We start from the raw sequence: 24413 nt of genomic DNA, 5'->3' as shown, positions 1-24413 counted from the left end.
GCCGTTGCCAATCCGAAAACGGACCAAAACGGATCGTCAGACATGTTGCCAGGCAACGACCCAAAGGAGTTAATGGAGATAGCCGGGCTGCTGAACAGCGGCGGGCGCCCCCCGGTGCAGAGGAACATCACCACGGCGACAAGGAGGCAGTGCCATGCCTACCATCACTTCCCTCTCCCCGACTTCAGGACCAACCACGGGGGGAACCCACGTCACGATCACGGGTACCGGGTTCACCGGCCCCACGACCGTCCGGTTCGGCAACACCGCGACCACTTTCACCCTCGATTCCCCCACCCAGATCACGGCGATAGCACCCGCCGGTTCGGTAGGTACGGTGCAGGTCACCGTGACCAACGCGGGCGGAACCAGCAATGGGGTTGCCTACACCTACGTTCCGGTCCCCGCGCTGAACAGCATCAATCCCAATCAGGGATCAACCGGGGGCGGGACGACGGTCACCCTCACCGGGTCGGGTTTCACCGGCGCCACCGCGGTCAACTTCGGTAGCACACCGGCGACTTCGTTCACCGTCAACTCCGACACGCAGATCACGGCTGTCACACCCGCCGGAACGGGAATCGTGCCGGTCACGGTGACCGGCCCTGGCGGCACCAGCGGTGCGGTGCCCTTCATCTACGTGGTCGTACCCACCATCACCGCCATCTCGCCGACCGCCGGGCCCGCCTCGGGTGGCAACACCGTCACCATCACCGGCACGGGATTCACCGGTCCACTGACTGTCCGGTTCGGCAACACCGCAACCATTTTCACAGTCAACTCCCCCACGCAGATCACCGCCGTCGCACCGCCCGGAACGGGAAGCGTACAGGTCACGGTCACCGGCTCGGGCGGAACCAGCAACGGCGTCACCTACACCTATGCCGGTGTCCCCGCGCTGACCAGCCTGGCACCCAACACCGGCCCGACAACCGGCGGAACCACGGTCGTCATCACCGGAACGGGCCTGTCGACTGCCACCTCGGTCAGCTTCGGCGGCACACCGGCGACCTCGTTCACCATCAACTCCGATACCCAGATCACCGCCGTCGCACCGGCCGGAACGGGGACCGTGCAAGTCACCGTCACGACACCCGGCGGAACCAGCAACGGCCTTCCCTTCACCTATGTAGCGGTACCCGCCATCACCACGTTGGTGCCGAATACCGGTCCGGTCACCGGCGGGACAACGGTCGTGATCACCGGAACGAATTTGACCGGAGCGACGGCGGTCAACTTCGGCGCCACACCGGCGACCTCGTTCACCGTCAACTCGGCTACCCAGATCACGGCGGTAGCACCGGCCGGGACCGGGACCGTGCAAGTCACCGTCACGACACCCGGCGGAACCAGCAACGGCCTTGCCTACATCTACATCCCGGTGCCCGCCATCACCACGGTGGTTCCGAACATAGGACCGGTCACCGGCGGGACAACGGTCGTCATCACCGGAACCGGACTCACCGGAGCGACCGCGGTGAACTTCGGCGCCACACCGGCAGCCTCGTTCACCGTCAACTCGGCTACCCAGATCACGGCGGTAGCACCGGCCGGAACCGGGACCGTGCAAGTCACCGTCACGACCGCGGGTGGAACCAGTAACGGCGTCGCCTACACCTACGTCGCGGTGCCCGCCATCACCACGGTGGTTCCGAGCGTAGGACCGGTCACCGGCGGAACGACGGTCGTCATCACCGGAACCGGATTCACCGGAGCGACCGCGGTGAACTTCGGTGCCACACCGGCGACCTCGTTCGTCGTCGTCTCCGACACCCAGGTCATCGCTGTCGCTCCCGCCGGGACCGGGACCGTGGGGGTAACTGTCACCACCGGGGGCGGAACCAGTAATAGCGTCGCCTACACCTACGTCGTACTGCCCACGGTTACCGCGGTGGTGCCGAACGCAGGCGTGGAAGCAGGCGGCACGACGGTCGTCATCACCGGAACCGGACTCACCGGAGCCACCGCGGTGAACTTCGGCGCCACACCGGCGACCTCGTTCATCGTCAACTCGGCTACCCAGATCACCGCCATCGCACCGGCGGGAACCGGGACCGTCCAGCTCACCGTCACCACCCCGGGCGGAACCAGCAGCGGCGTCGCCTACACCTACATTCCGGTGCCCACGCTCGTCACGGCGCTGCCGAATGTGGGCACGGAATTGGGCGGCACGACAGTCGTCCTCACCGGCACGGGACTGACCGGAACAACCGCGGTGAACTTCGGCGCCACACCGGCGACCTCGTTCACCGTCGACTCGGCCACCCAGATCACCGCCGTCGCCCCGGCGGGAACCGGAACGGTGCAGGTCACGGCGACAACGGCCGGCGGAACCAGCAACGGTCTCGCCTACACCTACATCCCGGTACCCACGCTCACCACGGATGTGCCGAATGTCGGCCCGGTGTCGGGAGGGACGATCGTCGTCCTCACCGGGACGGGTCTGTCCACCGCTTCCGCGGTGAACTTCGGTGCCACACCGGCGACCTCGTTCATCGTCGGTTCCGACACGCAGATCACGGCCGTCGCCCCGGCGGGGACCGGGACCGTGCAAGTCACGGCGATCACCGCGGGCGGGACAAGTAACGGCGTGGCCTACACCTACGTCGCGCTTCCCACCTTCACCACCGCGCTGCCGAATCTGGGCTCGGTCTCCGGCGGCACGACCGTCGTCCTCACCGGAACAAATCTGAGCGGCACCACGGCGGTCAACTTCGGCGCCACACCGGCGACCTCGTTCACCGTCGACTCCGCCACCCAGATCACCGCCGTCGCCCCGGCGGGGACCGGCATCGTGCAGATCACCGCCACCACTCCGGGCGGGACCACCAACGGCGTGCTCTACACCTACGTCGCGGTTCCCACCCTGACCACGGCGGTGCCGAATGTCGGCTCGGTAGCGGGCGGGACAACTGTCGTCCTCACCGGCACCGGGCTGACCGGAGTCACCGCGGTCGACTTCGGTGGTACACCGGCGACTTCGTTCACCGTCGACTCCGCCACCCAGATCACCGCCGTCGCCCCGGCGGGGACCGGGACTGTGCAAGTCACGGCCACCACCGCGGGCGGGACAAGTAACGGCGTGGCCTACACCTACGTCGCGCTTCCCACCCTCGTCACCTCGGTGCCGAGCGTAGGACCGGCTTCGGGCGGCACTACGGTCGTTCTCACCGGAACGAACCTGACCGGAACGACAGCGGTGAACTTCGGTGCCACACCGGCGACCTCGTTCACCGTCGACTCCGCCACCCAGATCACCGCGGTAGCGCCCGCGGGAACCGGAATCGTGCAGGTCACCGCCACCACCTCCGGCGGAACCAGCAACGGCGTCGCCTACACCTACATCGCGGTGCCCAGTCTGACCGTATTGCTTCCGAACGTCGGTTTGGAAGCGGGCGGAACCGTTGTCGTCATCACCGGGACGGATCTGACCGGCACCACGGCGGTCGACTTCGGCGGCACGCCGGCGACCTCGTTCACGATCAACTCACCAACTCAGATCACCGCCGTGGCACCCGCCGGGACCGGTACGGTGCAAGTCACCGCCACCACCTCCGGCGGAACCAGCAACGGCCTCGCCTACACCTACATCGCGGTTCCGGCCCTCGCGGTCGTACTTCCGAATGTAGGACCGGCGGCCGGTGGAACGACAGTCGTCCTCACCGGGACGAACCTGACAGGCACGACCTCCCTCGACTTCGGGGGCACACCGGCTACTTCGTTCACCGTCGATTCCGCAACACAGATCACCGCCGTCACTCCCGCCGGAACGGGAACAGTGCAAATCACCGCAACCAGCTCCGGAGGAACCAGTAATGGTCTCCCATTCATCTACATCTGACGGCTGATGCGGCTGGGCCGTCGGCAGGCTTTTGCCGGCGGCCCAGTTTCGTTGCGGTCGAGCCAATACACAGAGTCTCCGTCACCGTCGACGGAGGCTGCAGGGGTAAGGGGGTTTTCGTTGGCGACCGTACTGAAGATGCTGCTAGCGGAGCGGCATCTCAAAAGTCATCCAGATTTTCTTGTCGCGTACGACCGATGCGCGGCGCAGCTGGACCCGCCCATTCCCCCAGGGCATGGGCCGGCGAAAGCGCAGTACTACCAGTGGTTGTCCGGTCGCATGATCGGTCTTCCGCGCGACTATCACTGCCGGGTGCTCGAGCGGATGTTTCCCGGCTGGACGGTTGAAGGATTGTTCCAGATGGCCAACTCGACACCGGACGGCACGGGATCGCTCGGGCCGGGTTATTCCGGCACCGATGTCCGGCTCGAGGCTTTTCTCGGAATGGAGACGAGCACCAGGGGGACCACTCTGGTGTACCCGTCGTTCGAGCTGACCAGGTCGTCCGTGGACGCTCTGCGGGCGGCGGGGATCTCCCGGCGGCGAATATTCGGGAAGCAGGAGGGCGGTTTCCCGGATCGTCCCGTCGATATCCCCTCTGTAGTGGCGGAGAACGATTTTCGGGGGCTGCTGTACATGTTCTCCTTGCTCCAGCGCCACACCAGCATTCGGGCCGAGGTCCGCAGCGACCGCTACATGGTCACCCATCACGACCGCCCGTACATCAGCTTCGGGCTGAGCGGCAACAACTGCACCCGGTTGTATCCGCACACCGTCGACAATCCGCTGTTCACCATCCACGACAGCGGCACCGAGGACGGCATCGCGGCGGTGCGTCTGGAGTTGACCGACGGAAGCCGGTACGACTCGAACGACGACCGCAACATCGGCATCGTCGCGCGAGTACGACCGAGCGCGGATCAGCATCCCGATCGTTACTGGATCTATTGCGGCGGCTTGCGGCCACGCGGCACCGCCGGAGCGGGCTGGTATCTCGCCAACTCGTGGCTTTCCCTCCAGCACCGCGTCGGGGAGCGGGAATTCGTCGCGGTCATCGGCGTCGACGAATATTCGGACCGGACGACCAGTTTGGAGCATTTGCTGATCGCTTAGCGCGGAAAGGAAGGTGCGCATACCCGTCGCCCCGGACAGTCCCGATCGTTTCTGTCCGGGCGCCGGGGCCGCGTCGGCTCCCGCACCTGCGGCGGGTTCCTTTCCGAGCACGAGACAGGAGGACACCGTTGAACCGTCGGTCGACAGTGATTCGGGCGGTCCGATCTCCCGTGCCGCGGCCCCCTGCATTCTCGTTCTGGGTCCTCCCGGCATGGGAGCGGAGACCGGTCAGTAGCCGGCGGGCAATGCCGCCAACATGTCCCGTGTCACGGCGACGGCATTGTCGGACCTGCCGCCTTTGACCAGCAGCGTGGCGAAGGCGATGTCGCCACGGTAGCCGACGAACCAGGAGTGCGACCCGCCGTCCACTTCCGCCTCGCCGGTCTTGCCGTAGACCTCGCCCTGATCGGCGATGCGCTCGGCCGTGCCGCCGAGGACCACCTTGCGCATCATCACGCGCAGCCCGTCGGTGACGTCGGGAGCCAGCGCCGGACGGTCACCTTCGATCTGCGTGAGGCGCCCGGCGATCAGGTACGGCACGGGCACCGAGCCGCGCGCGATGGTCGCCGCCATGAGCGCCATGCCGAACGGACTGACCACCACTCTGCCCTGACCGATACCGTCTTCGGTGCGCTGGATCAGATCGTCGGAGGGCGGCACCGAGCCGGAGGCGGTCGGCAGCCCCACCACCGAATAGGCGGGTCCGACACCGAGCTTCGCCGCGGCCTCGTGCAGCGCGGGGCCGGGCAGCTCACTGGCGAGTTCGGCGAACGAGGTGTTGCAGGAGCGCTCGTAGGCCGTGGACATCGGCACATTCCCGACGGTGAACAGGTTGTAGTTGGGGATGGTCCGCTCGCCGATGACGATCCGGCTCGGACACGGCAGCACCGTATCCGGAGTCGCGAGGCCGTTCGACATGGCCGCGGCCGCGGTCACCGTCTTGAACACCGAACCGGGCGGGTACTGGCCGATCGTCGCGAGGGGGCCTTCCCGGTCGGCGGCCTTGTTCTGCGCGACCGCCAGAATCGCGCCGGTGGACGGGCGCAGCACGACCATCATGGTCTGCTCGGCACGCGGCTGCACGGCGAGCTGGGCGGCGTTCTGCACGTTGCGGTCGATGCTGAGCGAGAACGACGGCGCGGGTTGGGAGGGCACTTCCATCAGCACATCGGTGTCGGCGCCGTTGGAGTTCATGGTGACCACGCTCCACCCCGCCTTGCCGTCCACCTCCGCGATGACCGTCTTGCGTACCTGGGTGAGCAGATCGGGCGCGAACTCCCGATCGGTGGCGACCAGATCCCACTGCTGGGTCAGCGTGACGCCGGGCAGCCCGATGAGATCGGTGGTCACCTGACCGGATTCGGTCTCGTTGAGCAGCGCGACCGTGTAAGCGCCCCGGGCCGCGTTCGCCGCGTCCAGGATCGACTGCGGTGTCAGCGACCTGTCGAAGCGGTGCAGCGCGGCGGCCAGCACGGTGGCCACGGACGCGGGATCGGCGGCGTCGGCCGCGACGAACGTGACCCGGGAAACCTTGCCCGGCACCATGACGTCGCTACCGGACTGCTCGTTCACCCGTGCCCGCGGCGGCGGGTTGGCCCGCAACGCCATGGTCTGGGTGTCGCCGAGTCTGGGGTGGATGTCGGAAGAGGTCCAGCGGACCATCCAACGCCCGTTGCTGCGCCCCATCTGCAGCTGGCCCGAGTACTTCCACATCCGGTTCTTGGGCAACCGCCACTCGTAGGTGTAATCGACGGTCGCGGTGTCACCGGTTACGCGCGCCGCACCGGTACGCGCGGTGAGTTGTTCGGCTTGGAGCTGATCCCACGCCGAACGCAGTGCGTCACTCGCCTTCTCCGGCAGGTTGGTGAGTTCGGCGGCAGTGGTCACCCGGTGCTCGGCGAACGCTTTGACGAAGGCGTCCGCGACGGGGACAGGCCCCTGCGGCTCGCTTGCACAGCCGGCGGCGGCCACCGTGCAGGCCGCGACGGCGAGCGAGAGGAGCATCCGAGTCGACATCGGCACCGATCGTAATAGTCACTGACGGGCAAATGCCTGCGGCACTCCGGGATTCATCGTGCCCGCGGGCGCGCTCAGTCGACCAGGACGGTGGCGAAGGTCGCGATCTGGCGGAACCCGACCCGGCTGTAGGCGCGGCGGGCGATCGCGTTGTAATCGTTCACGTACAAGCTCGCGGTGCGGCCGGAAGCGACCACCGCGTTGGCGACCGCCGAGGTGCCCGCGGTGCCACGGCCCTTCCCCCGATGATCCGGATGCACCCAGACCCCTTGAATCTGGCCCGTGCGCCGGGACAGCGATCCGACCTCGGCTTTGAAAACCACTTCCCCGTCCTCGAAACGGGCCCAGGCACGGCCGGATTCGATCAAGCTCTGAATACGGCGACGATAGCCGCGTCCGCCGTCACCCGCGCGCGGATCGACACCGACCTCCTCGATGAACATGGCGATCGCGGCCGAGAGGTAGCGATCGAGTTCATCGCGGCGCACCCGGCGGACCTCTTGGTCGGGCGTGGACAGCGGCGGCTGGGACAGCGCCAGCAGCGGCTGTTCCCCGCGTAGCTCCCGCTCCGGCCCCCAGTGACCGGACAGCATCTCCCACAGCGGCAGGGCCAATTCCCTGCGCCCCACCACCGAGGAACAGATCCGAGGCCAGCGGATCGCCCGATCGGCGAACGCGCGCAATGCGTCACGATCCCCCAGCAACGGCACCAGGTTGGCACCCGAGAAACACAGCGACTCCGCGGGACCGCCTCTGCTCCAGAGCTCACCCTGCCCACACCGGCTGTCCAGGCCGAACTCCTGCAACCGGGCGGCGACCATGCACGAGGCCACCGGATCCGCATCCAGCACACGCAGCACCTGAGCAAGGTCACGATTGGCGAGCTGCCGCGCAGGGGCGTATTTGGCCCTTCGCGCCGGCTCCAGCAGACTCCGCACGATGACAGCCTGCCACGAACCGGCGCGATGCGGTATCGCTACGCCGAAAGCGCTGGTGAGCGGCTGCTCAGCGGACGGTGACGACCGGTTCGCCGGTGCCCGCGTCCTCGCCCATCTCCTCGGCGATGCGCATCGCCTCTTCGATGAGCGTCTCGACGATCTGCGCCTCCGGGACGGTCTTGATGACCTCACCCTTGACGAAGATCTGGCCCTTGCCGTTGCCGGAGGCCACACCGAGATCGGCCTCGCGCGCCTCGCCGGGCCCGTTCACGACGCATCCCATGACGGCCACCCGCAACGGCACCTCCATGCCCTCCAGGCCCGCGGTCACCTCGTTGGCCAGGGTGTACACGTCGACCTGCGCGCGGCCGCAGGAGGGGCACGACACGATCTCCAGCTTGCGCGGACGCAGATTCAGCGATTGCAGGATCTGCCCGCCGACCTTGACCTCCTCGGCGGGCGGCGCGGACAGCGAAACGCGGATCGTGTCGCCGATACCCTCCGACAACAGCGCGCCGAACGCGACCGCCGACTTGATCGTGCCCTGGAACGCCGGGCCCGCCTCGGTGACGCCGAGGTGCAGCGGGTAATCGCACTGTGCGGCCAGCTGACGGTAGGCCTCCACCATGATCACCGGGTCGTTGTGCTTGACCGAGATCTTGATGTCGCCGAACCCGTGCTCCTCGAACAGGCTCGCCTCCCACAACGCCGACTCCACCAGCGCCTCCGGGGTGGCCTTGCCGTACTTCTCCATCATCCGCTTGTCCAGCGAACCGGCGTTCACGCCGATGCGGATCGGGATGCCCGCTGCGCCCGCGGCCTTGGCGACCTCCGCGACCCGGCCGTCGAACTCCTTGATGTTGCCGGGGTTGACGCGCACCGCCGCGCATCCGGCGTCGATCGCCGCGAAGATGTAGCGCGGCTGGAAGTGGATGTCGGCGATCACCGGAATCTGCGATTTCGCCGCGATCGTGGCCAGCGCGTCCGCGTCCTCCTGACGCGGGCAGGCCACCCGCACGATGTCGCACCCCGACGCGGTGAGTTCCGCGATCTGCTGCAGGGTGGCGTTCACGTCGTGCGTCTTGGTCGTGGTCATGGACTGCACCGAGATCGGGTGATCACTGCCCACCCCGACATTGCCCACCATCAACTGGCGGGTCTTACGCCGGGGAGCGAGCACCGCAGCGGGAGCGGTCGGCATCCCCAATCCGATTGTGCTGGTCACCTTCGGCTGCCTACTTTCATCGTGTCCGGCCGGTTGGTGCCGAGTCTAGCCTTGGCGCACGACGCCCACCCTGTGACAGCAACGACAAGGCTTCCCCGGTTGACCGCGACAGACTACGTCGCCGACCGCGCCGACCGGTCGGCGGCCCCGGGTCAGAACAGCTTGATCGGGTTGACGATGTCGGCGGCCAGGGTGAGCAGCATGTAAGCGCCGCCGATCACCACGACCACGTATGTCGCGGGCAGCAACTTCAAGTAGTTCACCGGCGCACCGGGCGCGAGCCCCTTCCAGCCGCGAATGGTGTTGCGGATCTTCTCGTAGATCACCACCGCGATATGGCCACCGTCCAGCGGCAGCAACGGCAGCAGGTTGAAGATGCCGAGGAAGAAGTTCAGGCTGGCCAGCACCAGGATGAATATGTTCCACAGGCCGCGTTCCGCGGTCTCGCCACCGATCTTGCTGGCGCCGTACACGCTGACCGGGGTCTCCGGATCCCGCTCACCTCCGGTGAGGGCGTCCCACAGCGAGGAGACCTTGGCCGGCATCTCGGTGAGCGAGTCCACGGTGCGCACGAACATGTCCCCGGTGAACACGGCAGCGGCGGGAACGGCGCCCAGCAGGTCGTGTTGCACGGGTTCGTAGCGTTCCGGCGCCACACCGATGGCGCCGACTTCGCGGCCCGCGCCACCGCCCTCCGGGTACCGGACTACCCGTTCCGGAGTGACCGGAATGCTGAGGGTGCGGCCGTCGCGCTCGACGAGGTAGGTGAACGGGCCGGTCTGCTTCTGCGTCTCGGCCTGGAACTGCCGCCAGGTGTCCACCTTGACGCCGTTCACCTCTTCGACGATGTCGCCGCGCTGCAATCCGGCGCGCTGTGCTGGGCCGGTGCCGGTGCACGGCTCACTCGAGCCGTCCGGCTTGCCCTGCGGCACGCAGCTCATCTCGCCCAGCGCGGTGGCGGGCGGTTCCTTCAGGTTCGGCAGACCCCAGCCGATGGCGAGCACCACGACCAGGATGAAGCCGAGGACGAAGTTCATCGCGATGCCGCCGGACATCACGACCAGCCGCTTCCAAGTGGCCTGGCGGTACATCGCGCGGTCGAGTTCTTCCGGGCGCAGTTCGTCGAGCGCCGTCATGCCGGCGATGTCGCAGAAACCGCCGAGCGGAAGCGCCTTGAGGCCGTATTCGGTCTCACCGCGGCGGAACGAGAAGATCTTCGGTCCGAATCCGATGAAATACCGTCGCACCTTCATGCCGGTCGCCTGAGCGGTCCACATGTGCCCACATTCGTGCAGCGCGATCGACACGGTGATGCCCAGCGCGAACAGCACGAATCCCAACGCGAACACCATTTGCTCTACAGCCCTCCTGCGTTTGCGCAGCTCGAATATCCCGCACGCACGCGTCCGCTCCTGGCCGCGAGCACTCTGATCACCCTAACCGGACGAAGTCCTGTCCTATGTGTTCAGTGTGCCAGGACGCGGTCGCCCCGCGCGTCCGATCCGGCGCCGGACGGTGTCAGCCGCGTACCAGGGCCGCGGCGAACTCCCGCGCCCAGGTGTCCGCGGCGAGGACCTCGTCGAGCGAACCCGGCTCGGCGCGCCACTGCTCGGCGGCCTCCACCGCGGCGGCCACCGTGCCGACGATCTGCGGGAATCGGATGGCGCCGTCCAGAAAAGCCTGCACCGCGACCTCGTTGGCGGCGTTGTAGACCGCGGTGACGCTGCCACCCGCCTGCCCGGCCGCGCGGGCCAGCTCGACCGCGGGGAAGACGTCGTTGTCGACCGGTTCGAACGTCCAGGTGGACGCGGTGCCGAAATCACAGGCAGCGGCCGCGCCCGGCACCCGATCCGGCCAGCCGAGCGCCAGCGCGATGGGCAGCTTCATGTCCGGCGGGCTGGCCTGGGCGAGCGTGGAGCCGTCGGTGAAGGTGACCATCGAGTGCACGATCGATTGGGGATGCACGGTGACGTCGATGCGGTCGTAGGGAATCCCGAACAGCAGGTGGGTCTCGATCAGCTCGAGCCCCTTGTTCACCAGCGAGGCCGAGTTGAGGGTGTTCATCAAGCCCATCGACCAGGTGGGATGGGCTTTGGCCTCAGCGGGCTCGACCGACTCGAGCATATCGGCGGTCCAGCCGCGGAACGGGCCGCCCGACGCGGTCAGCACCAGCCGGTCGACCTCGTCGGCGCGCCCGCCGCGCAGGCACTGCGCCAACGCGGAATGTTCCGAGTCCACCGGGACGATCTGCCCGGGAGCCGCGGCGCGTGTGACCAGGGAACCGCCCGCGACCAGCGATTCTTTGTTGGCCAGCGCGAGACGGGTGCCCGACTGGAGGGCGGTCAGGGTCGGTTCCAATCCGAGCGAGCCGACCAGAGCGTTGAGCACGACGTCCGCCTCGGTGCGGCGCACCAGCTCGGTCACCGCCCCCGGGCCGCCCAGCGGCAGATCCAGCCGCTGGGCCGCGGCCGGATCGGCGACGGCGACATTGCGCGTGCCGGTGGCGGCCATCTGGGCGGCGAGCAGCTCGGTGTTGCCACCACGCGCGGCGAGTCCGACCACCTCGAAGCGGTCGGGATTGGCGGCGATCACCTCGAGCGCTTGGGTGCCAATGGATCCGGTGCTGCCCAGCAGCAGGACTCTCACGATGTCGGACACGACTTCATTGTGTCCTACCCCCGGAACGCGTTCGACCGGGCGCGGGCCGACTTACAACGACGCACCGTCGTATGTCACGATATGCGGCAGCAGCTCATCGAGTGTGTACCGGAATCGCGGTACAAGTAACAGCTAAGGAGCGATCGTGGCCGCCACGGAACTCGAACACGCCGACACCGAGCGCGTCGTCACTCGCGTGGACCCCGCCGAAGTTCCCTCCGCCGCGTGGGGTTGGAGCGGCGAGTCGCGTCGCACCTTCCGGATCGCGGGCTGGATCGTCGCGCTGATCCTGCTGGCCATGCTGGTGGGCAACCACAGCGGCAAGATCGAGGACATCTTCCTGGTCGGCTTCGCCGTCCTGATCGCGGGCATTCTCGTCCGCGACTCGCTGCTGCAGCGCAAGCCGCGCTAGTCCTCCATTCGGAAAGTCCTGTCGCACAACTTCATTCGTCCTGTACCGCGCGGCAACAGCCGGTACCGTGTGCGTCCGAGGTCCGCGTCCCACCCGGGTCGCGGACCTCGGTTCTCTGTCCACGCAACCCTTAGGACGCAATGATCAAGACCTGTTCCGCTGCCCTGCTCGCCGCGAGCGCGTTCGGCTCGCTGCTGTTGCTGCCCGCCGCGCCCGCGCACGCCCAGTCACCGGCGTGCGGCGCGGCCATCGACGCGATCAATGCCGCCATCGACGAGTCGGGCGGCAATCTGGACCCGAGCGTGCAGCAGTCGCTGGCCACCGAGCTCTCGGCCATCCAGGCCGAAGGCGCGGAGAAGGCCGCCATCACCGCCTACGCCCAAGCCCTCACCGATGACACGGTCACGAACATGGACGCCGCGACCGACGAACTGAACCGGGCCTGCCACAGCTGACCCCGCGAGCGGCGCGGACCGGCCGGGTTCGCGCCGCCGAGCACCGACCGGTCAGCGTCCACGGCGCCGGGTGGGCTTCTTCTCGGCACGGGCCGGACGTCCACCCGTCTTCCCGGCCGGTGACTTCTTCCGCGGCTCGTTCTTCTCGGCGCGGGCCGGCGCGCGTGAGCTGCGCTCGGAACGCCCCCGTACGACGCCGATGAAATCCTCGACCAGGTCGGTGGTGCGCTCGGCGGGCCAGGCCAGCGCGACTTCCGTGTCGGGAACGTCGAGCAGCGGGCGGTAGACCAGATCGCGGCGATGATGCAGACGAGCGAGGGAGTGCGGCACGATCGCCGCACCCCCGGCCGCCGCGACGAGTTCCAGTGCACCACCGACCGCGTCGACGTCCGAGGTGTCCTGCAGACGCTCGTCGGCCAGGTCGTTCCTGCTCACCTCGTCGAACACCGAGAGCGGGTGTTCCTTCTGCACCACGACGACGGGAACCTCCCGATAGAGCGGGATCGCGCTCAGGCCTCGGCGGTCGATCGGCAGACGGACGAAGCACATGTCGACGCGTCCGTCGCGCACCGCCGCTTCCTGATCCGCCTGCGCCAGCGCGATCACTTCGAGCGGGGTGTGCGGGAACCGCTCGGACCAGACCCGGGTCCATTTGGACACCGTGACGCCCGGTACGAAACCCACCCGCAGGACGGGCGCAGCCTCCGGCTGCCGCTGCGCCGCCGACTCGGCCCGGCCGATGATCTCGCGCGCCTGCTCCAGCAATTCCCGGCCGGCGTCGGTGAGCCGGGTGGGTTGCGCTCCGGGCACGAAAAGTTTGGTGCCGAGTTCGTTCTCCAAGTCGATGACGGTATGACTCAGCTTCTGCCGCGAGATGTTCAGCGATTTCGCCGCGCGCGCGAAGTGCAACTCCTGCGCGACCGCGACGAACCAGCGCAGAAGCACCACATCGATCGACTCCAACCGGCTCATTCGTGGAAGCGTATGCCACCGGGCGATGTGGGCCGCTCGCGCCGCCGGATAGACGGCCGCCCCGCTCGAGCACCGCGTATCCGCGGCGCCCGCCCCGCCTCCGCGTAGCCGAGACGGGGCTGCGGACGAAACCGTCCCGCCGCGCCCGTTAGGCTGTTCCGGTGAGCCCGGACAAGAAACCGCAGACGATGAAGCCGCTGACGGCGGCGAACAAACTCGGCATCTATCTTCCGGCCGCGCCCGATGATTTCCGCAACACGCCGATCTCTCGCGCTCAGCTGGACGCGCTGCGCGACGATCCCCCCGCATGGCTCACCGAACTGCGCCGCACCGGCCCCTTCCCCCGCGATGTGGTGGCGCGCAAGCTCGGCGTCTCCAATACCGGCCTGACCCGCGCCGAGGTCTCCGACCACCTCACCGCCGACGAGATCGACGCCCTGCTCACCGACCCGCCGGAATGGCTCGTGCGCGAGCGCGAGAACTACGCCGCGGTCCGTGCGGAGGACGCCCGTATCAAGGCGAAAGAAGCCGAACGCCGCGCAGCCACCAACCGCCCGGCGAAGAACCGCGGCTAGCGACGCCCCCCTCGAGGAGGACACTCCGAACGCCCGTACCGGGCAACCCGAAACGTGGGCGGCTTGTCCGACGCGGCCGCTCACACGATCACATCGTCCGGCGCGCGTCTCCGCGCCTCAGTTCTCCGCGGCCAATTGCCCGCAGGCGGCGGCGATTTCCTGGCCACGCGTGTCGCGGACCGTGCAGGGCACGCCCTTGGCGTTGACGCGGCGGACGAACTCCTGCTCGGCCGGCTTGGGGCTGGCGTCCCACTTGGAGCCCGGGGTGGGGTTGAGTGGGATCACGTTGACGTGAACGCGGGAACCGAGGGCCTTGTGCAGCTTCTCGCCGAGCATGTCCGCGCGCCACGGATGGTCGTTGATGTCGCGGATGAGCGCGTACTCGACCGAGACACGGCGGCCGGTCTTGTCGGCGTAGTAGCGGGCCGCGTCGAGCACCTCGGCGACCGGCCAGCGATTGTTCACCGGGACAAGGGTGTCGCGCAGTTCGTCGTCGGGCGTGTGCAAAGAGACCGCGAGCGTGACCGACAGTCCCTCGTCGGCCAGCTTGCGGATGGCCGGAGCCAGCCCGACGGTCGAGACCACGACGTTGCGCTGGGAGATGCCGAGGCCGTCCGGCGCGGGCGAGGTGATCCGGCGGACCGCGGCGACCACCCGCTTGTAATTGGCCAGCGGCTCGCCCATGCCCATGAAGACGATGTTGGACAGCCTGCCCGGCCCGCCCGCCACTTCCCCGTCGCGCAGCGCAGCGGCCGCGGCACGTACTTGGTCGACGATCTCGGCGGTGGACAGGTTGCGGTTCAGCCCACCCTGACCGGTGGCGCAGAACGGGCACGCCATGCCGCAACCGGCCTGGCTGGAGATGCACAGGGTCGCGCGGTCCGGGTAGCGCATCAGAACGCTTTCCAGCAACGTCCCGTCGCCGGCGCGCCACAATGTCTTGCGGGTCTCCCCTTCGTCGCACGCCACGTGCTTGACCACGCTCAGCAACGGGGGGAACAGCGCCTCGCCGATCTTCTCCCGCACCGCGGCGGGCAGGTCGGTCATCCGCGCCGGATCGGCTTGCAACCGCGCGTAGTACTGACGCGCGATCTGATCGGCGCGGAATTTCGGCAGGCCCAGTTCCTCGACGGCCGCCCGCCTGCCCTCGGCATCGAGGTCGGCGAGATGCCGCGGCGGCATGCCACGGCGCGGAGCGTCGAAAACCAGGGGCAGGGAGACGGTCATAGTTGCTCCATTGTCCCATCCGCCGGAACTACCCCGGCACTCGACCACTGGCGGGCGGCCCGACATGCCCGGTTCATCGCGGGAAATACCTGCGGCCGCGATAGCCGTCGGCCATGATCGAGATATGTCCACGCACCCCGAATACCCGACGGAGCCGGACCCCGACCTGTCGCAGCGCCCACGCACGACACCGCCGGGCGCCCCGCCTCCCGTCCCGGTCGAGAAGTCCGCGCCTACCACGAAGTCACTGTCCTCACGCGCCGGATATACCTGGACCGGGCTCGTCACGGGCATCCTGATCCTGATCCTGTTGCTGATCTTCATCCTGCAGAACCTCGAACAGGTTCAAGTGCACTTCTTCTTCTGGGACTTCTCGCTGCCGCTCGGCGTCACCGTGCTGCTGTCGGTGATCGGCGGCGCAGCCGTCATGGCCTCCGTGGGCGGCGTGCGCATCCTGCAGCTGCGCCGCGCGGCCAAGAAGAGCTGACGCGCCGGATCACAGCAGCGTCGACAGCACCAGCCAGGAGACGAACGCCGAAGGAAGCATGGAGTCGAGGCGGTCCATGATGCCCCCGTGCCCGGGCAGCAAGGTGCCCATGTCCTTGATGCCGAGTTCGCGCTTGATCTGCGATTCGATCAGATCGCCGCAGGTGGCCACGAGCACAAGGCCGACGCCGAGCACGACGCCGATCATCGAGTTGGCCTCCAGCAACAGCGTCACCGTGAGCAGACCGCCGATCACGCTGAACACCAGCGAACCGGCGAAACCCTCCCACGACTTCTTCGGGCTGATCGAAGGCACCATCGGGTGCTTGCCGAATAGCACGCCCGCCACGTAACCGCCGACATCGGAGCAGACCACCAGGATCATGAAGGTCAGCACCCGCAGGTTGCCGTCCGGTTCGAGCAGCAGCAGCGTGGCGAACGAGGCGAGCAAGGGGATCCAGGCCAGCGTGAACACCGTGATGGCCGTGTCGCGCAGGAAGTTTCGCGGCGCGGTCCGCAAGCCGTGATCGAACAGCCGCCACACCATGCAGATCAGCGTGGTGGCGGCGAACGCGCCTGCGACGCCGCTGGCCCCGTACGGCCAGCCCAGCCAGAAGACCGCTTGGCCGCCTGCGATCAGCGGCACCCGCGGGACGAGCACGTCGGCCTCACGCAACCGCTTGGCGACCTCCCAGGTGGCCACGCCGACCCCGGCCGCCGCGACGCCGATGAACACTTTCGGCACGAACAGCAGGATCGCGATCAGCGAAAGCCCGAGACCGAAGCCGACGCTCAGCGCGGCGGGCAGATTCCGGCCCGCGCGCGAACCACTCGACGCGGGAGCGGGCTCGGACGCCGTGGGGCTGCCTAACGGTTCATGGCCGGACGCCCCAGCGTCGTGCGGGTGCTGTCGCATCGCATCGGCTGTCCCGTTCACCGGCGGCTCCTCTGCCGCACCGGTCGCGGCGGCGTTCTCGGCCACGATTGTCCCGTCGCTCAACTCGTCGTTCCGTTCGTCCCCCGCCCGGGCGGGCCTTGACGCTGTTCCGCCGGCACTCGCGATGACCTGGCCTCCTCCGGACCCGTCCCGCCTGCCGACCGATCCGCGTCAGACCTCGAGCAGTTCGGCTTCCTTGTGCTTGACCAATTCATCCACCTGGCCGACATACTTGGCGGTGGTCTTGTCGAGTTCCTTCTCGGCGCGCCCGACCTCGTCCTCGCCCGCCTCGCCATCCTTCTGGATACGAGACAGTTCGTCCATCGCCTTGCGACGGACATTGCGGATGGCGACCTTGGCGTCTTCGCCCTTGCCCTTCGCCTGCTTGGCGAGTTCACGGCGGCGCTCCTCGGTCAGCTGCGGCACCGAGATCCGGATGATGTCGCCGTTGTTGGTGGGGTTGACCCCGAGATCCGAGTTGCGGATCGCCGTCTCGATCGCGCCGAGCTGGCCCGCCTCATAGGGCTTGATCACGACCATGCGCGGCTCCGGCACCGTGATGCTGGACATCTGGGTGATCGGGGTCGGCGATCCGTAGTAGTCGACCACGACCCGGGAGAACATGCCCGGATTCGCCCGGCCGGTACGAATGGTTCCGAGATCGTCCTTCGCCACCGAGACGGCCTTTTCCATCTTCTCCTCGGCGTCGAAGAGCGCTTCTTCAATCACGACCGTTTCCTCCACAGCGTCGTCATGCATGATCCGCGGTCCGCGGGTATCAGGACCGAACCAGTGTGCCGATCTTCTCACCGGCGACCGCGCGGGCGATATTGCCCTTGGTCAACAAATTGAACACCAGAATCGGCATCTGGTTGTCCATGCACAAGCTGAAGGCGGTCGCGTCCGCGACCTTGAGGTCGCGCTCGATGACCTCTTTGTGGGTGATCTCGGAGTACATGGTCGCGGTCTCGTCGACGCGCGGGTCGGCGGTGAACACCCCGTCGACGGCTTTGGCCATCAACACCACGTCCGCGCCGATCTCCAGTGCGCGCTGCGCTGCGGTGGTGTCGGTGGAGAAGTACGGCATGCCCATCCCCGCTCCGAAGATGACCACGCGGCCCTTCTCCAGGTGCCGCTTGGCGCGCAGCGGGAGGTAGGGCTCGGCGACCTGGCCCATGGTGATCGCGGTCTGCACCCGGGTGTCCACACCCTGTTGCTGCAGGAAGTCTTGCAGGGCAAGGCTGTTCATCACCGTGCCGAGCATGCCCATGTAGTCCGAACGCGCGCGTTCCATGCCGCGTTCCTCGAGTTCGGCGCCCCGGAAGAAGTTCCCGCCGCCGATCACCACGGCCACCTGCATGCCGGTGGCGACCACCTCGGCGATCTGCTCGGCCACCGCCTGCACGACATCCGGGTCCAGCCCGACCTTCCCGCCGCCGAACATCTCCCCGCCGAGTTTCAGCAGTACCCGGCGATATCCTGGGCGATCGGTCCCCGGGTCCGTCATGGGTCTCCAGTCTCCTTCGGCGAGGGATTGTCGTTGTTCCGGCGATTCGTTGCACACGGCAGGCGCCTGTGACGCAGAGCAAGGCAGAGCGGCATCCATCCTGCCTTATTCGGTTGGAGCGGCAGCAGAAGGCCCCCCGTCAACCGGCATTCGTTCGGTCGGCGGGGGGCCTGCACGCTGGGGGTGCGGCGAGACTCAGTTCGCGCCGACCTCGAAGCGGGCGAAGCGGGTGACGGTGACACCGGCCTCGTCCAGCAGCGCCTTGACGGTCTTCTTCGAATCGGTGACCGACGACTGCTCCAGCAGCACGACGTCCTTGAAGAAGCCGTTGACGCGACCCTCGGTGATCTTCGGCAGGGCCGCCTCGGGCTTGCCCTCCTCGCGAGCGGTCTGCTCGGCGATGCGGCGCTCGTTCTCCACGATGTCGGCCGGAACCTCGTCGCGGGTCACGTACTTGGCCTTGAGCGCGGCGACCTGCATGGCGGCGGCGCGGGCGGCCTCGGCCGCGGCGTCGCCCTCACCGGTGTACTCGACCAGCACGCCGACGGCGGGCGGCAGGTCCGAGGCACGCTTGTGCAGGTAGGTGGCGACCGGGCCGTTCAGCGAGATGACACGACGCAGCTCGAGCTTCTCGCCGATCTTCGCGGCGAGCGCCTGCACGGCCTCGTCGACGGTCTTGCCGCCCAGGTCCAGCGCCTTCAGCGTCTCCAGGTCGCCGGGCTTGGCGGAGGCCGCCGCGGCGACGACCTGCTCGGCGAGCTCCTGGAACTCCGCGTTCTTCGCGACGAAGTCGGTCTCGGAGTTGATCTCGACCATGACGCCGTCCTTGGCGGCGACCAGGCCTTCGGCGGTGGTCCGCTCGGCACGCTTGCCGACGTCCTTCGCGCCCTTGATGCGCAGCAGCTCGACGGCCTTGTCGAAGTCACCGTCGGTCTCGGCCAGCGCGTTCTTGCAATCCATCATGCCGGAGCCGGTCAGCTCCCGGAGCCGCTTCACATCGGCAGCGGTGTAGTTCGCCATTCTCGGCGAGCCTCCTTTGGAGAAGTGTGAGTGTTGGCAGCGGCGATCACGATGGCACTCGCTCGTGATCGCCGCTGAAACAGTGTCTTGACTGCGGCGTTTACGGACCCCTCCGTGCTTACGCAGGCTACCGCCTCCGGGGCCCCGCTCACGCCGCAGTGGTTACGAGTCTCAGGCCTCGGCCGAAGTCTCGGCGGCCTCGGCACCGGGGGCGGCCTGCGCGAGCAGCTCCTGCTCCCACTCGGCCAGCGGCTCGCCCGCGCCCGCTTCCGGCTTCTCGTCGCCCGAGGACGCACCGGCGCGCGCCTGCACACCCTCGGCCACCGCGGAGGCGACGACCTTGGTCAGCAGGGCGGCGGAGCGGATCGCGTCGTCGTTACCCGGGATCGGGTAGTCGACCAGGTCGGGGTCGCAGTTGGTGTCCAGAATCGCGATGACCGGGATGTTCAGCTTGCGCGCCTCGCCGACGGCGATGTGCTCCTTGTTGGTGTCGACGACCCAGATGGCCGAGGGCACCTTCGCCATGTCGCGGATACCGCCGAGGGTGCGCTCCAGCTTGTTCATCTCACGCGTCAGCATGAGGATTTCCTTCTTGGTGCGACCCTCGAAGCCACCGGTCTGCTCCATGGCCTCGAGCTCCTTGAGGCGCTGCAGACGCTTGTGCACGGTGGAGAAGTTGGTGAGCATGCCGCCCAGCCAGCGCTGGTTGACGTAGGGCATCCCGACGCGAGTCGCCTCGGCCGCGATCGACTCCTGGGCCTGCTTTTTGGTGCCGACGAAGAGGACGGTGCCACCGTGGGCGACGGTCTCCTTGACGAACTCGTAGGCCTTGTCGATGTAGGTCAGCGTCTGCTGCAGGTCGATGATGTAGATGCCGTTGCGGTCGGTGAAGATGAACCGCTTCATCTTCGGGTTCCAGCGCCGGGTCTGGTGTCCGAAGTGTGCGCCGCTGTCGAGCAGCTGCTTCATGGTTACGACAGCCATAGCTCCCGTATCTCTCTTTCGTTTGCCGGTTGACGCAGCGAATCGGTGATCCGCTGCCCTGGCGCCGCCGAATCGTCGGACCCGACCACGAAGGTGGGGACCAGCCGGCGATTCCCTGTTCCGAACACGCTGCCGCGGACTCGAAAAATGTCGAGTTCGATTCGAACAGCGCCGCTATGAACAAGCACGGGTGGCGCGCGAAGTCGGTCCATGCAGGCACAGACCGCCCGATCAGTTTACGGCCTCGTGGCACACAGACCTAAATCGGTCCGATCCGAAGCCTTGACCAGCTGGAACGTCAGCTTTCCACAGGCGAGGGAGTTATCCACATTCCGCGGATCGAGCTCTCGGCGCCGCCGGAACCGAGGAAGGCTGGAGGCATGAAACCGTTCTCCACCGCGACCATCTTGCTTGTCCCGCTGTTCTTCGTGCTCGGCGTCGTGGCCGCGCCGCCGGTCGGAGCCGTGGCGCCTGCCGCGGAACCCGTGCTCGGGGCGTGCACGGGGTCCGTTTGCCTGCCATCTCTGTCCGGCCTGCTACGGCGCGCGCCACTTCCGTTCCGGCAATCCGGGCTCGGTGCAGGCGGGTACGACCGACTCGATACGTCTTCCGCCTCCGGTGGCGAGCTGTGCGCACCGCCCGTACCCCTCTGCGGGGCGTGATCGAACCTCCGACCCGGCACGAATGACCAGGATGAAGGCTATGTGGCCTCGTCGGCATCTTCCTTCGGCCTTGGCTCTCGCAATCACCGTGATCGTCGCGACGGCGCCGAGCGCGACAGCCGGACCCGAGGGGCGGTTCGGCTGGCCGCTGCAACCGCGCCCCGAGGTGGTACGACACTTCGACAAACCCGCGCAGAACTGGTTACCGGGGCATCGCGGGGTCGATCTGGCCGCCGCCGAGGGGCAAGCCGTGCTCGCGGCGGGGGAAGGGATCGTCGTGTTCGCCGGAACGGTGGCAGACAAGCCGGTCGTGTCCATCGATCACCCCGGCGGGCTGCGCACGACTTACGAGCCTGTTCGCGCCGAGGTTCCCGTCGGTAGGCGGGTCGGCCGCGGCACTCGGCTCGGAACACTCGAGTCCGGGCACCCGGGATGCGTGACGGCCTGTCTGCACTGGGGAGCCCGCGCCGAGGGTGGTCCACGCCGCACGCGCGAGTATCTGGATCCCCTCGGACTGCTCCACGCCACTCCCCTGCGGCTCAAACCGGTGCGCCCGGAGATCACCACGGGATGACCTGCCGCCGTCGACGCCGTGGTGAACGAGTTCGTGCACCGTGCGGCTCTGCGGCCGCGTCGTCACGCAGCGGGTCGCGTATTCGGAGGATCCGGTTCGATCGGGACCGGCGTGTCGCCGGTTCGAGGTGGCGAGAGCGGGCGGGGTGGGGCGAAGATTCAGGGCATGGCGGATGGGCTCGAGCGGTCGTCGTTCACATATTCCCAGGTCGGGGCGACCCGAGGGGTGCTGCCGGAGGGATATCACGGGTTACGGCTGCGGCGGCGCATCGGCCGGGGACGCGCGCTGTTCCGACGCGCGGGCGCGGAGATCCTGGCCTACCGGGTGCAGAAGGGCACCGGGATCTTTCGATCGGCCGACACCCCGACGGCTGAACCCGGGACCCGCCTCACAGTGCGGCTCGGGGTGGGGCCATTCGGGATCACGGCTCCCTGCCGCGTTGTGTATGTACTCGACGAGCCGGACCGGCTGGGGTTCGCGTACGGAACCCTGCCCGGACATCCGGCGTCCGGCGAAGAATTGTTCGCCGTCGAGTACGACCCCGTCGATGACACGGTCTATGGACTGATCGTCGCGTTTTCCCGCCCCGCGACCTGGTACACCCGCCTCGGTGGACCCGCGGTACGGCTGATCCAGCGTTTCGTCGCGGGCAGATATCTCGCGACGTTGCCGACGTCTGCCTGACCCGGACAGCGCCGCAGCCGCACAGAGATCGAGCCGTTCGCTTCCGGCGCCGATCTTCCGATGGTCCGACCGAAGGCTTGCCCACCCACTGGGCCGTGCCCGGCAAAGGCCGGGGTTACGGTGTGACGATCGCGAAATCGGGATCGGGAGCGTCGAAGATGCCGACCAGTTCGGCGAGCTTGGTGACATCTCCCTCGATCACGATGTCCCCCGCGGCCGCCGCGACCCCGAAGTCGTCGCCCGCCAGCAGCACTCGGATCAGGGTGGCCTTGGCCAGGGTGAAGGTGGCATCGGATTCCGGGAGGGTCATGCCGGGCGCGACGTCGAAGTGGGTGAGGCGGCCGTTGCGTAGTTCGAGCCGGTGGGTGCGGTTCTGGTCGGTGAGGATCCAGTCCGTCACGAGCCGATGGTCCCACGCCTTGGGGCCGTCGACGCGCAACGCCAGGGCGTCGAAGATCTGGTCGATGCTCAGTGCCGCCACCATGGTCGGCGATTCGCTCTTGGTGGGCGTGCCGAACGAGCCGTAGCGCAACTCGTAGGCTCCGCTGAGATAGAAATTGCGCCAGGTCGCGTTCTCCGCCCCATAGCCCAATTGCTCGAACGTGGTGGCTTGCAATTCTTTCGCGGCATCGTTGTCCGGATCGGCGAAGATGACGTAATTGAGCACCTGCGCCACCCAACGGTAATCTCCGGCGTCGTAGGAAGCCCGGGCCTTGCGCACTACTTCGTCGGCGCCGCCCATGAATTCCACGTGCCGACGGGCCGATTCGACCGGCGGGTGCTCCCAGAGATGCGCGGGGTTGCCGTCGAACCAGCCCATATAGCGCTGGTAGACGGCCTTCACGTTGTGACTGACCGAACCGTAGTATCCACGCGCGTGCCAGGCCTGCTCGATGGCAGGCGGGAGGGTGACCAGCTCGGCGATCTCCGCGCCCACGTAACCCTGATTCAGCAGGCGAACGGTCTGGTCGTGCAGGTACCCGTACAGGTCCCGTTGCAGCGAGAGGAATTCCACCAGGCGCGCGGTGCCCCAGGTCGGCCAATGGTGCGAGGCGAAGACGACGTCGGAATCGCGGGCGAACAGGTTGATCGCCTCGGTCAGATATCGAGCCCAGATATGTGCGTCGCGGACCAGCGCGCCGCGCAACGTGAGCACGTTGTGCAGGGTGTGGGTCGCGTTCTCCGCCATGCACAGGGCGCGGCGGTCGGGGAAGTAGAAGTTCATCTCCGCGGGCGCTTCGGTGCCGGGGGTGAGCTGGAAGACCATCCGTATGCCGTCGATCGTCTCCTCTTGGCCGGTGGCCGTGATGTCGACGGTCGGCGGGATCAGCGTGACCGTGCCGACCGACGTGGTCTGACCGAGCCCGGAGCCCACCGCACCCAGCGGTCCGCGCGGCAGCACCGCGCCGTACATGTACCCGGCGCGGCGCGCCATCGCCGTGCCCGCGTAGATGTTCTCGGCCACCGCGTGTTCCAGGAAACCGACGGGCGCGAGCACCGGACAGCGCCCTTCTTCGACCGCCGCGGCGGTCGTGACCCCGCACGCTCCGCCGAAGTGGTCGATGTGCGAATGCGTGTAGATCAGACCGGTCACCGGCCGGTCGCCCCGATGGGCGCGGTAGAGCGCGAGACCGGCCGCCGCGGTCTCGGCCGAGATCAGCGGATCGATCACGAGGACGCCGGTTTCGCCTTCGACCAGCGTCATATTGGAGATGTCGAGACCACGGATCTGATAGACGCCCTCGCAAACCTCGAACAACCCTTGTCGCATCGCGAGACCCGACTGCCGCCACAGGCTCGGATGGACCGAGGCCGGGCATGGGGCTCTCAGGAACGAGTAGGAGTCGTTGTCCCACACGACGGTTCCGTCTTCGGAGGTGACCACGCCGGGTTCCAGCGCGGCGATGAAACCGCGCTCGGAGTCGGCCGGATCGGCCGTGTCGGCGAAGGGCAGTGCGGCGGTCGCCCGCTCGTGCTCCGCGACGATGAAGCCGCTCGGCTCGCTCGCTGTGCTCATTGTCGTCCTCCTGTCGTCTCGGCCAACCTTGCTGGGCCGCCGGCCCTTCAGGGCAGCGGTTCGAGAGATCCGGCCGCCGCGGCGGCCAGCGCGACCACGACCACCGCCAC

22 protein-coding genes are annotated in these 24413 nt (G+C 67.7%); 9 read left to right on the top strand and 13 right to left on the bottom strand.

All coding sequences use genetic code 11. The annotated features are described in order from the left end of the window. The first annotated feature begins 154 nt into the window (after positions 1 to 154). Positions 155 to 3841: a beta strand repeat-containing protein gene (locus ACFU5M_RS11430; protein WP_379047601.1), complete on the top strand. Its 3687-nt coding sequence runs from the start codon at positions 155 to 157 to the stop codon at positions 3839 to 3841. A gap of 120 nt (positions 3842 to 3961) precedes the next feature. Next, a complete protein-coding gene (locus ACFU5M_RS11425; protein WP_379047598.1) occupies positions 3962 to 4954 on the top strand; it encodes a hypothetical protein in 993 nt (330 codons plus the stop codon). 228 nt (positions 4955 to 5182) lie between these two features. On the opposite strand, the gene ACFU5M_RS11420 is transcribed toward ACFU5M_RS11425, so the two are convergent. The 5 genes from ACFU5M_RS11420 to dxr form a co-directional block, all read right to left on the bottom strand. After that, positions 5183 to 6970 carry a penicillin-binding transpeptidase domain-containing protein gene (locus ACFU5M_RS11420; protein WP_379047595.1) on the bottom strand — a complete coding sequence of 596 codons (1788 nt, stop codon included), beginning with the start codon at positions 6968 to 6970 and terminating at the stop codon, positions 5183 to 5185. 74 nt (positions 6971 to 7044) lie between these two features. Next, positions 7045 to 7908 (bottom strand): GNAT family N-acetyltransferase, encoded by an 864-nt coding sequence (locus ACFU5M_RS11415; RefSeq protein ID WP_379047592.1) that lies wholly within the window; start codon positions 7906 to 7908, stop codon positions 7045 to 7047. Positions 7909 to 7975: 67 nt separating this feature from the next. Next, on the bottom strand, positions 7976 to 9133 hold the full coding sequence (ispG, locus tag ACFU5M_RS11410) for a flavodoxin-dependent (E)-4-hydroxy-3-methylbut-2-enyl-diphosphate synthase (protein WP_379047589.1): 1158 nt from the start codon (positions 9131 to 9133) through the stop codon (positions 7976 to 7978). Between the two features lie 152 nt (positions 9134 to 9285). After that, positions 9286 to 10485: a M50 family metallopeptidase gene (locus ACFU5M_RS11405; RefSeq protein ID WP_379047586.1), complete on the bottom strand. Its 1200-nt coding sequence runs from the start codon at positions 10483 to 10485 to the stop codon at positions 9286 to 9288. Between the two features lie 166 nt (positions 10486 to 10651). After that, the gene (gene dxr, locus ACFU5M_RS11400) at positions 10652 to 11791 is read right to left on the bottom strand and encodes a 1-deoxy-D-xylulose-5-phosphate reductoisomerase (protein WP_379047583.1); all 1140 of its coding nucleotides are present in this window, start codon (positions 11789 to 11791) and stop codon (positions 10652 to 10654) included. Positions 11792 to 11936: 145 nt separating this feature from the next. On the opposite strand from dxr, the gene ACFU5M_RS11395 reads away from it, so the two are divergent. Further along, on the top strand, positions 11937 to 12203 hold the full coding sequence (locus tag ACFU5M_RS11395) for a DUF2631 domain-containing protein (RefSeq protein WP_379047580.1): 267 nt from the start codon (positions 11937 to 11939) through the stop codon (positions 12201 to 12203). Between the two features lie 140 nt (positions 12204 to 12343). Continuing rightward, positions 12344 to 12658, top strand: a complete 315-nt coding sequence (locus ACFU5M_RS11390; RefSeq protein WP_379047577.1) for a hypothetical protein — start codon at positions 12344 to 12346, stop codon at positions 12656 to 12658. Positions 12659 to 12709: 51 nt separating this feature from the next. Here the strand turns inward: ACFU5M_RS11390 and ACFU5M_RS11385 are convergent, their stop codons facing one another. Continuing rightward, on the bottom strand, positions 12710 to 13630 hold the full coding sequence (locus tag ACFU5M_RS11385) for a LysR family transcriptional regulator (protein ID WP_379047574.1): 921 nt from the start codon (positions 13628 to 13630) through the stop codon (positions 12710 to 12712). Positions 13631 to 13791: 161 nt separating this feature from the next. Between ACFU5M_RS11385 and ACFU5M_RS11380 the strand changes: the two genes are divergently transcribed. Beyond that, positions 13792 to 14205, top strand: coding sequence for a DUF5997 family protein (locus ACFU5M_RS11380; protein ID WP_379047571.1), 414 nt, complete (start codon positions 13792 to 13794; stop codon positions 14203 to 14205). Positions 14206 to 14322: 117 nt separating this feature from the next. Here the strand turns inward: ACFU5M_RS11380 and rlmN are convergent, their stop codons facing one another. Beyond that, positions 14323 to 15432 carry a 23S rRNA (adenine(2503)-C(2))-methyltransferase RlmN gene (rlmN, locus tag ACFU5M_RS11375; protein ID WP_379047568.1) on the bottom strand — a complete coding sequence of 370 codons (1110 nt, stop codon included), beginning with the start codon at positions 15430 to 15432 and terminating at the stop codon, positions 14323 to 14325. Between the two features lie 124 nt (positions 15433 to 15556). Here rlmN and ACFU5M_RS11370 point away from each other — a divergent pair, with 124 nt between their 5' ends. Next, the gene (locus tag ACFU5M_RS11370) at positions 15557 to 15919 is read left to right on the top strand and encodes a lipopolysaccharide assembly LapA domain-containing protein (protein WP_379047565.1); all 363 of its coding nucleotides are present in this window, start codon (positions 15557 to 15559) and stop codon (positions 15917 to 15919) included. A gap of 9 nt (positions 15920 to 15928) precedes the next feature. Here the strand turns inward: ACFU5M_RS11370 and ACFU5M_RS11365 are convergent, their stop codons facing one another. From ACFU5M_RS11365 to rpsB, 5 genes are all read right to left on the bottom strand, one after another. Next, complete coding sequence (locus ACFU5M_RS11365; protein ID WP_379047791.1) at positions 15929 to 16834, bottom strand: phosphatidate cytidylyltransferase; 906 nt, start codon at positions 16832 to 16834, stop codon at positions 15929 to 15931. 192 nt (positions 16835 to 17026) lie between these two features. Further along, entirely contained in the window at positions 17027 to 17584 is a 558-nt protein-coding gene (frr, locus tag ACFU5M_RS11360) for a ribosome recycling factor (protein ID WP_223512670.1), read from the bottom strand. Positions 17585 to 17633: 49 nt separating this feature from the next. Then, entirely contained in the window at positions 17634 to 18362 is a 729-nt protein-coding gene (gene pyrH / locus ACFU5M_RS11355) for a UMP kinase (protein WP_379047561.1), read from the bottom strand. 195 nt (positions 18363 to 18557) lie between these two features. Next, positions 18558 to 19382 carry a translation elongation factor Ts gene (gene tsf, locus ACFU5M_RS11350; protein WP_379047558.1) on the bottom strand — a complete coding sequence of 275 codons (825 nt, stop codon included), beginning with the start codon at positions 19380 to 19382 and terminating at the stop codon, positions 18558 to 18560. Positions 19383 to 19553: 171 nt separating this feature from the next. Continuing rightward, a complete protein-coding gene (gene rpsB, locus ACFU5M_RS11345) occupies positions 19554 to 20366 on the bottom strand; it encodes a 30S ribosomal protein S2 (protein WP_379047554.1) in 813 nt (270 codons plus the stop codon). A gap of 380 nt (positions 20367 to 20746) precedes the next feature. Here rpsB and ACFU5M_RS11340 point away from each other — a divergent pair, with 380 nt between their 5' ends. The 3 genes from ACFU5M_RS11340 (at position 20747) to ACFU5M_RS11330 (ending at position 22286) form a co-directional block, all read left to right on the top strand. Then, positions 20747 to 21028 carry a hypothetical protein gene (locus tag ACFU5M_RS11340; protein WP_379047551.1) on the top strand — a complete coding sequence of 94 codons (282 nt, stop codon included), beginning with the start codon at positions 20747 to 20749 and terminating at the stop codon, positions 21026 to 21028. Between the two features lie 22 nt (positions 21029 to 21050). After that, positions 21051 to 21602: a M23 family metallopeptidase gene (locus tag ACFU5M_RS11335; RefSeq protein WP_379047549.1), complete on the top strand. Its 552-nt coding sequence runs from the start codon at positions 21051 to 21053 to the stop codon at positions 21600 to 21602. 165 nt (positions 21603 to 21767) lie between these two features. Next, positions 21768 to 22286 (top strand): DUF1990 family protein, encoded by a 519-nt coding sequence (locus ACFU5M_RS11330; protein ID WP_379047546.1) that lies wholly within the window; start codon positions 21768 to 21770, stop codon positions 22284 to 22286. 115 nt (positions 22287 to 22401) lie between these two features. Here the strand turns inward: ACFU5M_RS11330 and ACFU5M_RS11325 are convergent, their stop codons facing one another. Then, positions 22402 to 24303, bottom strand: a complete 1902-nt coding sequence (locus tag ACFU5M_RS11325) for an alkyl/aryl-sulfatase (protein WP_379047543.1) — start codon at positions 24301 to 24303, stop codon at positions 22402 to 22404. Positions 24304 to 24413: the final 110 nt, after the last annotated feature.

The sequence above is a fragment of the Nocardia sp. NPDC057455 genome (assembly GCF_042802775.1).
Taxonomy (GTDB): domain Bacteria; phylum Actinomycetota; class Actinomycetes; order Mycobacteriales; family Mycobacteriaceae; genus Nocardia.
This window is presented reverse-complemented; position numbering and strand designations above follow the sequence as displayed.

Coding starts and splice junctions, on each gene's coding strand:
- tsf (WP_379047558.1), bottom strand. CDS start 19,382: ATGGCGAACTACACCGCTGCCGATGTGAAGCGGCTCCGGGAGCTGACC.
- ACFU5M_RS11325 (WP_379047543.1), bottom strand. CDS start 24,303: ATGAGCACAGCGAGCGAGCCGAGCGGCTTCATCGTCGCGGAGCACGAG.
- ACFU5M_RS11335 (WP_379047549.1), top strand. CDS start 21,051: ATGACCAGGATGAAGGCTATGTGGCCTCGTCGGCATCTTCCTTCGGCC.
- rlmN (WP_379047568.1), bottom strand. CDS start 15,432: ATGACCGTCTCCCTGCCCCTGGTTTTCGACGCTCCGCGCCGTGGCATG.
- ACFU5M_RS11430 (WP_379047601.1), top strand. CDS start 155: ATGCCTACCATCACTTCCCTCTCCCCGACTTCAGGACCAACCACGGGG.
- ACFU5M_RS11385 (WP_379047574.1), bottom strand. CDS start 13,630: ATGAGCCGGTTGGAGTCGATCGATGTGGTGCTTCTGCGCTGGTTCGTC.
- ACFU5M_RS11420 (WP_379047595.1), bottom strand. CDS start 6,970: ATGTCGACTCGGATGCTCCTCTCGCTCGCCGTCGCGGCCTGCACGGTG.
- ACFU5M_RS11330 (WP_379047546.1), top strand. CDS start 21,768: ATGGCGGATGGGCTCGAGCGGTCGTCGTTCACATATTCCCAGGTCGGG.
- ACFU5M_RS11365 (WP_379047791.1), bottom strand. CDS start 16,834: ATGCGACAGCACCCGCACGACGCTGGGGCGTCCGGCCATGAACCGTTA.
- ACFU5M_RS11390 (WP_379047577.1), top strand. CDS start 12,344: ATGATCAAGACCTGTTCCGCTGCCCTGCTCGCCGCGAGCGCGTTCGGC.
- ACFU5M_RS11340 (WP_379047551.1), top strand. CDS start 20,747: ATGAAACCGTTCTCCACCGCGACCATCTTGCTTGTCCCGCTGTTCTTC.
- ACFU5M_RS11405 (WP_379047586.1), bottom strand. CDS start 10,485: ATGGTGTTCGCGTTGGGATTCGTGCTGTTCGCGCTGGGCATCACCGTG.
- rpsB (WP_379047554.1), bottom strand. CDS start 20,366: ATGGCTGTCGTAACCATGAAGCAGCTGCTCGACAGCGGCGCACACTTC.
- pyrH (WP_379047561.1), bottom strand. CDS start 18,362: ATGACGGACCCGGGGACCGATCGCCCAGGATATCGCCGGGTACTGCTG.
- ACFU5M_RS11370 (WP_379047565.1), top strand. CDS start 15,557: ATGTCCACGCACCCCGAATACCCGACGGAGCCGGACCCCGACCTGTCG.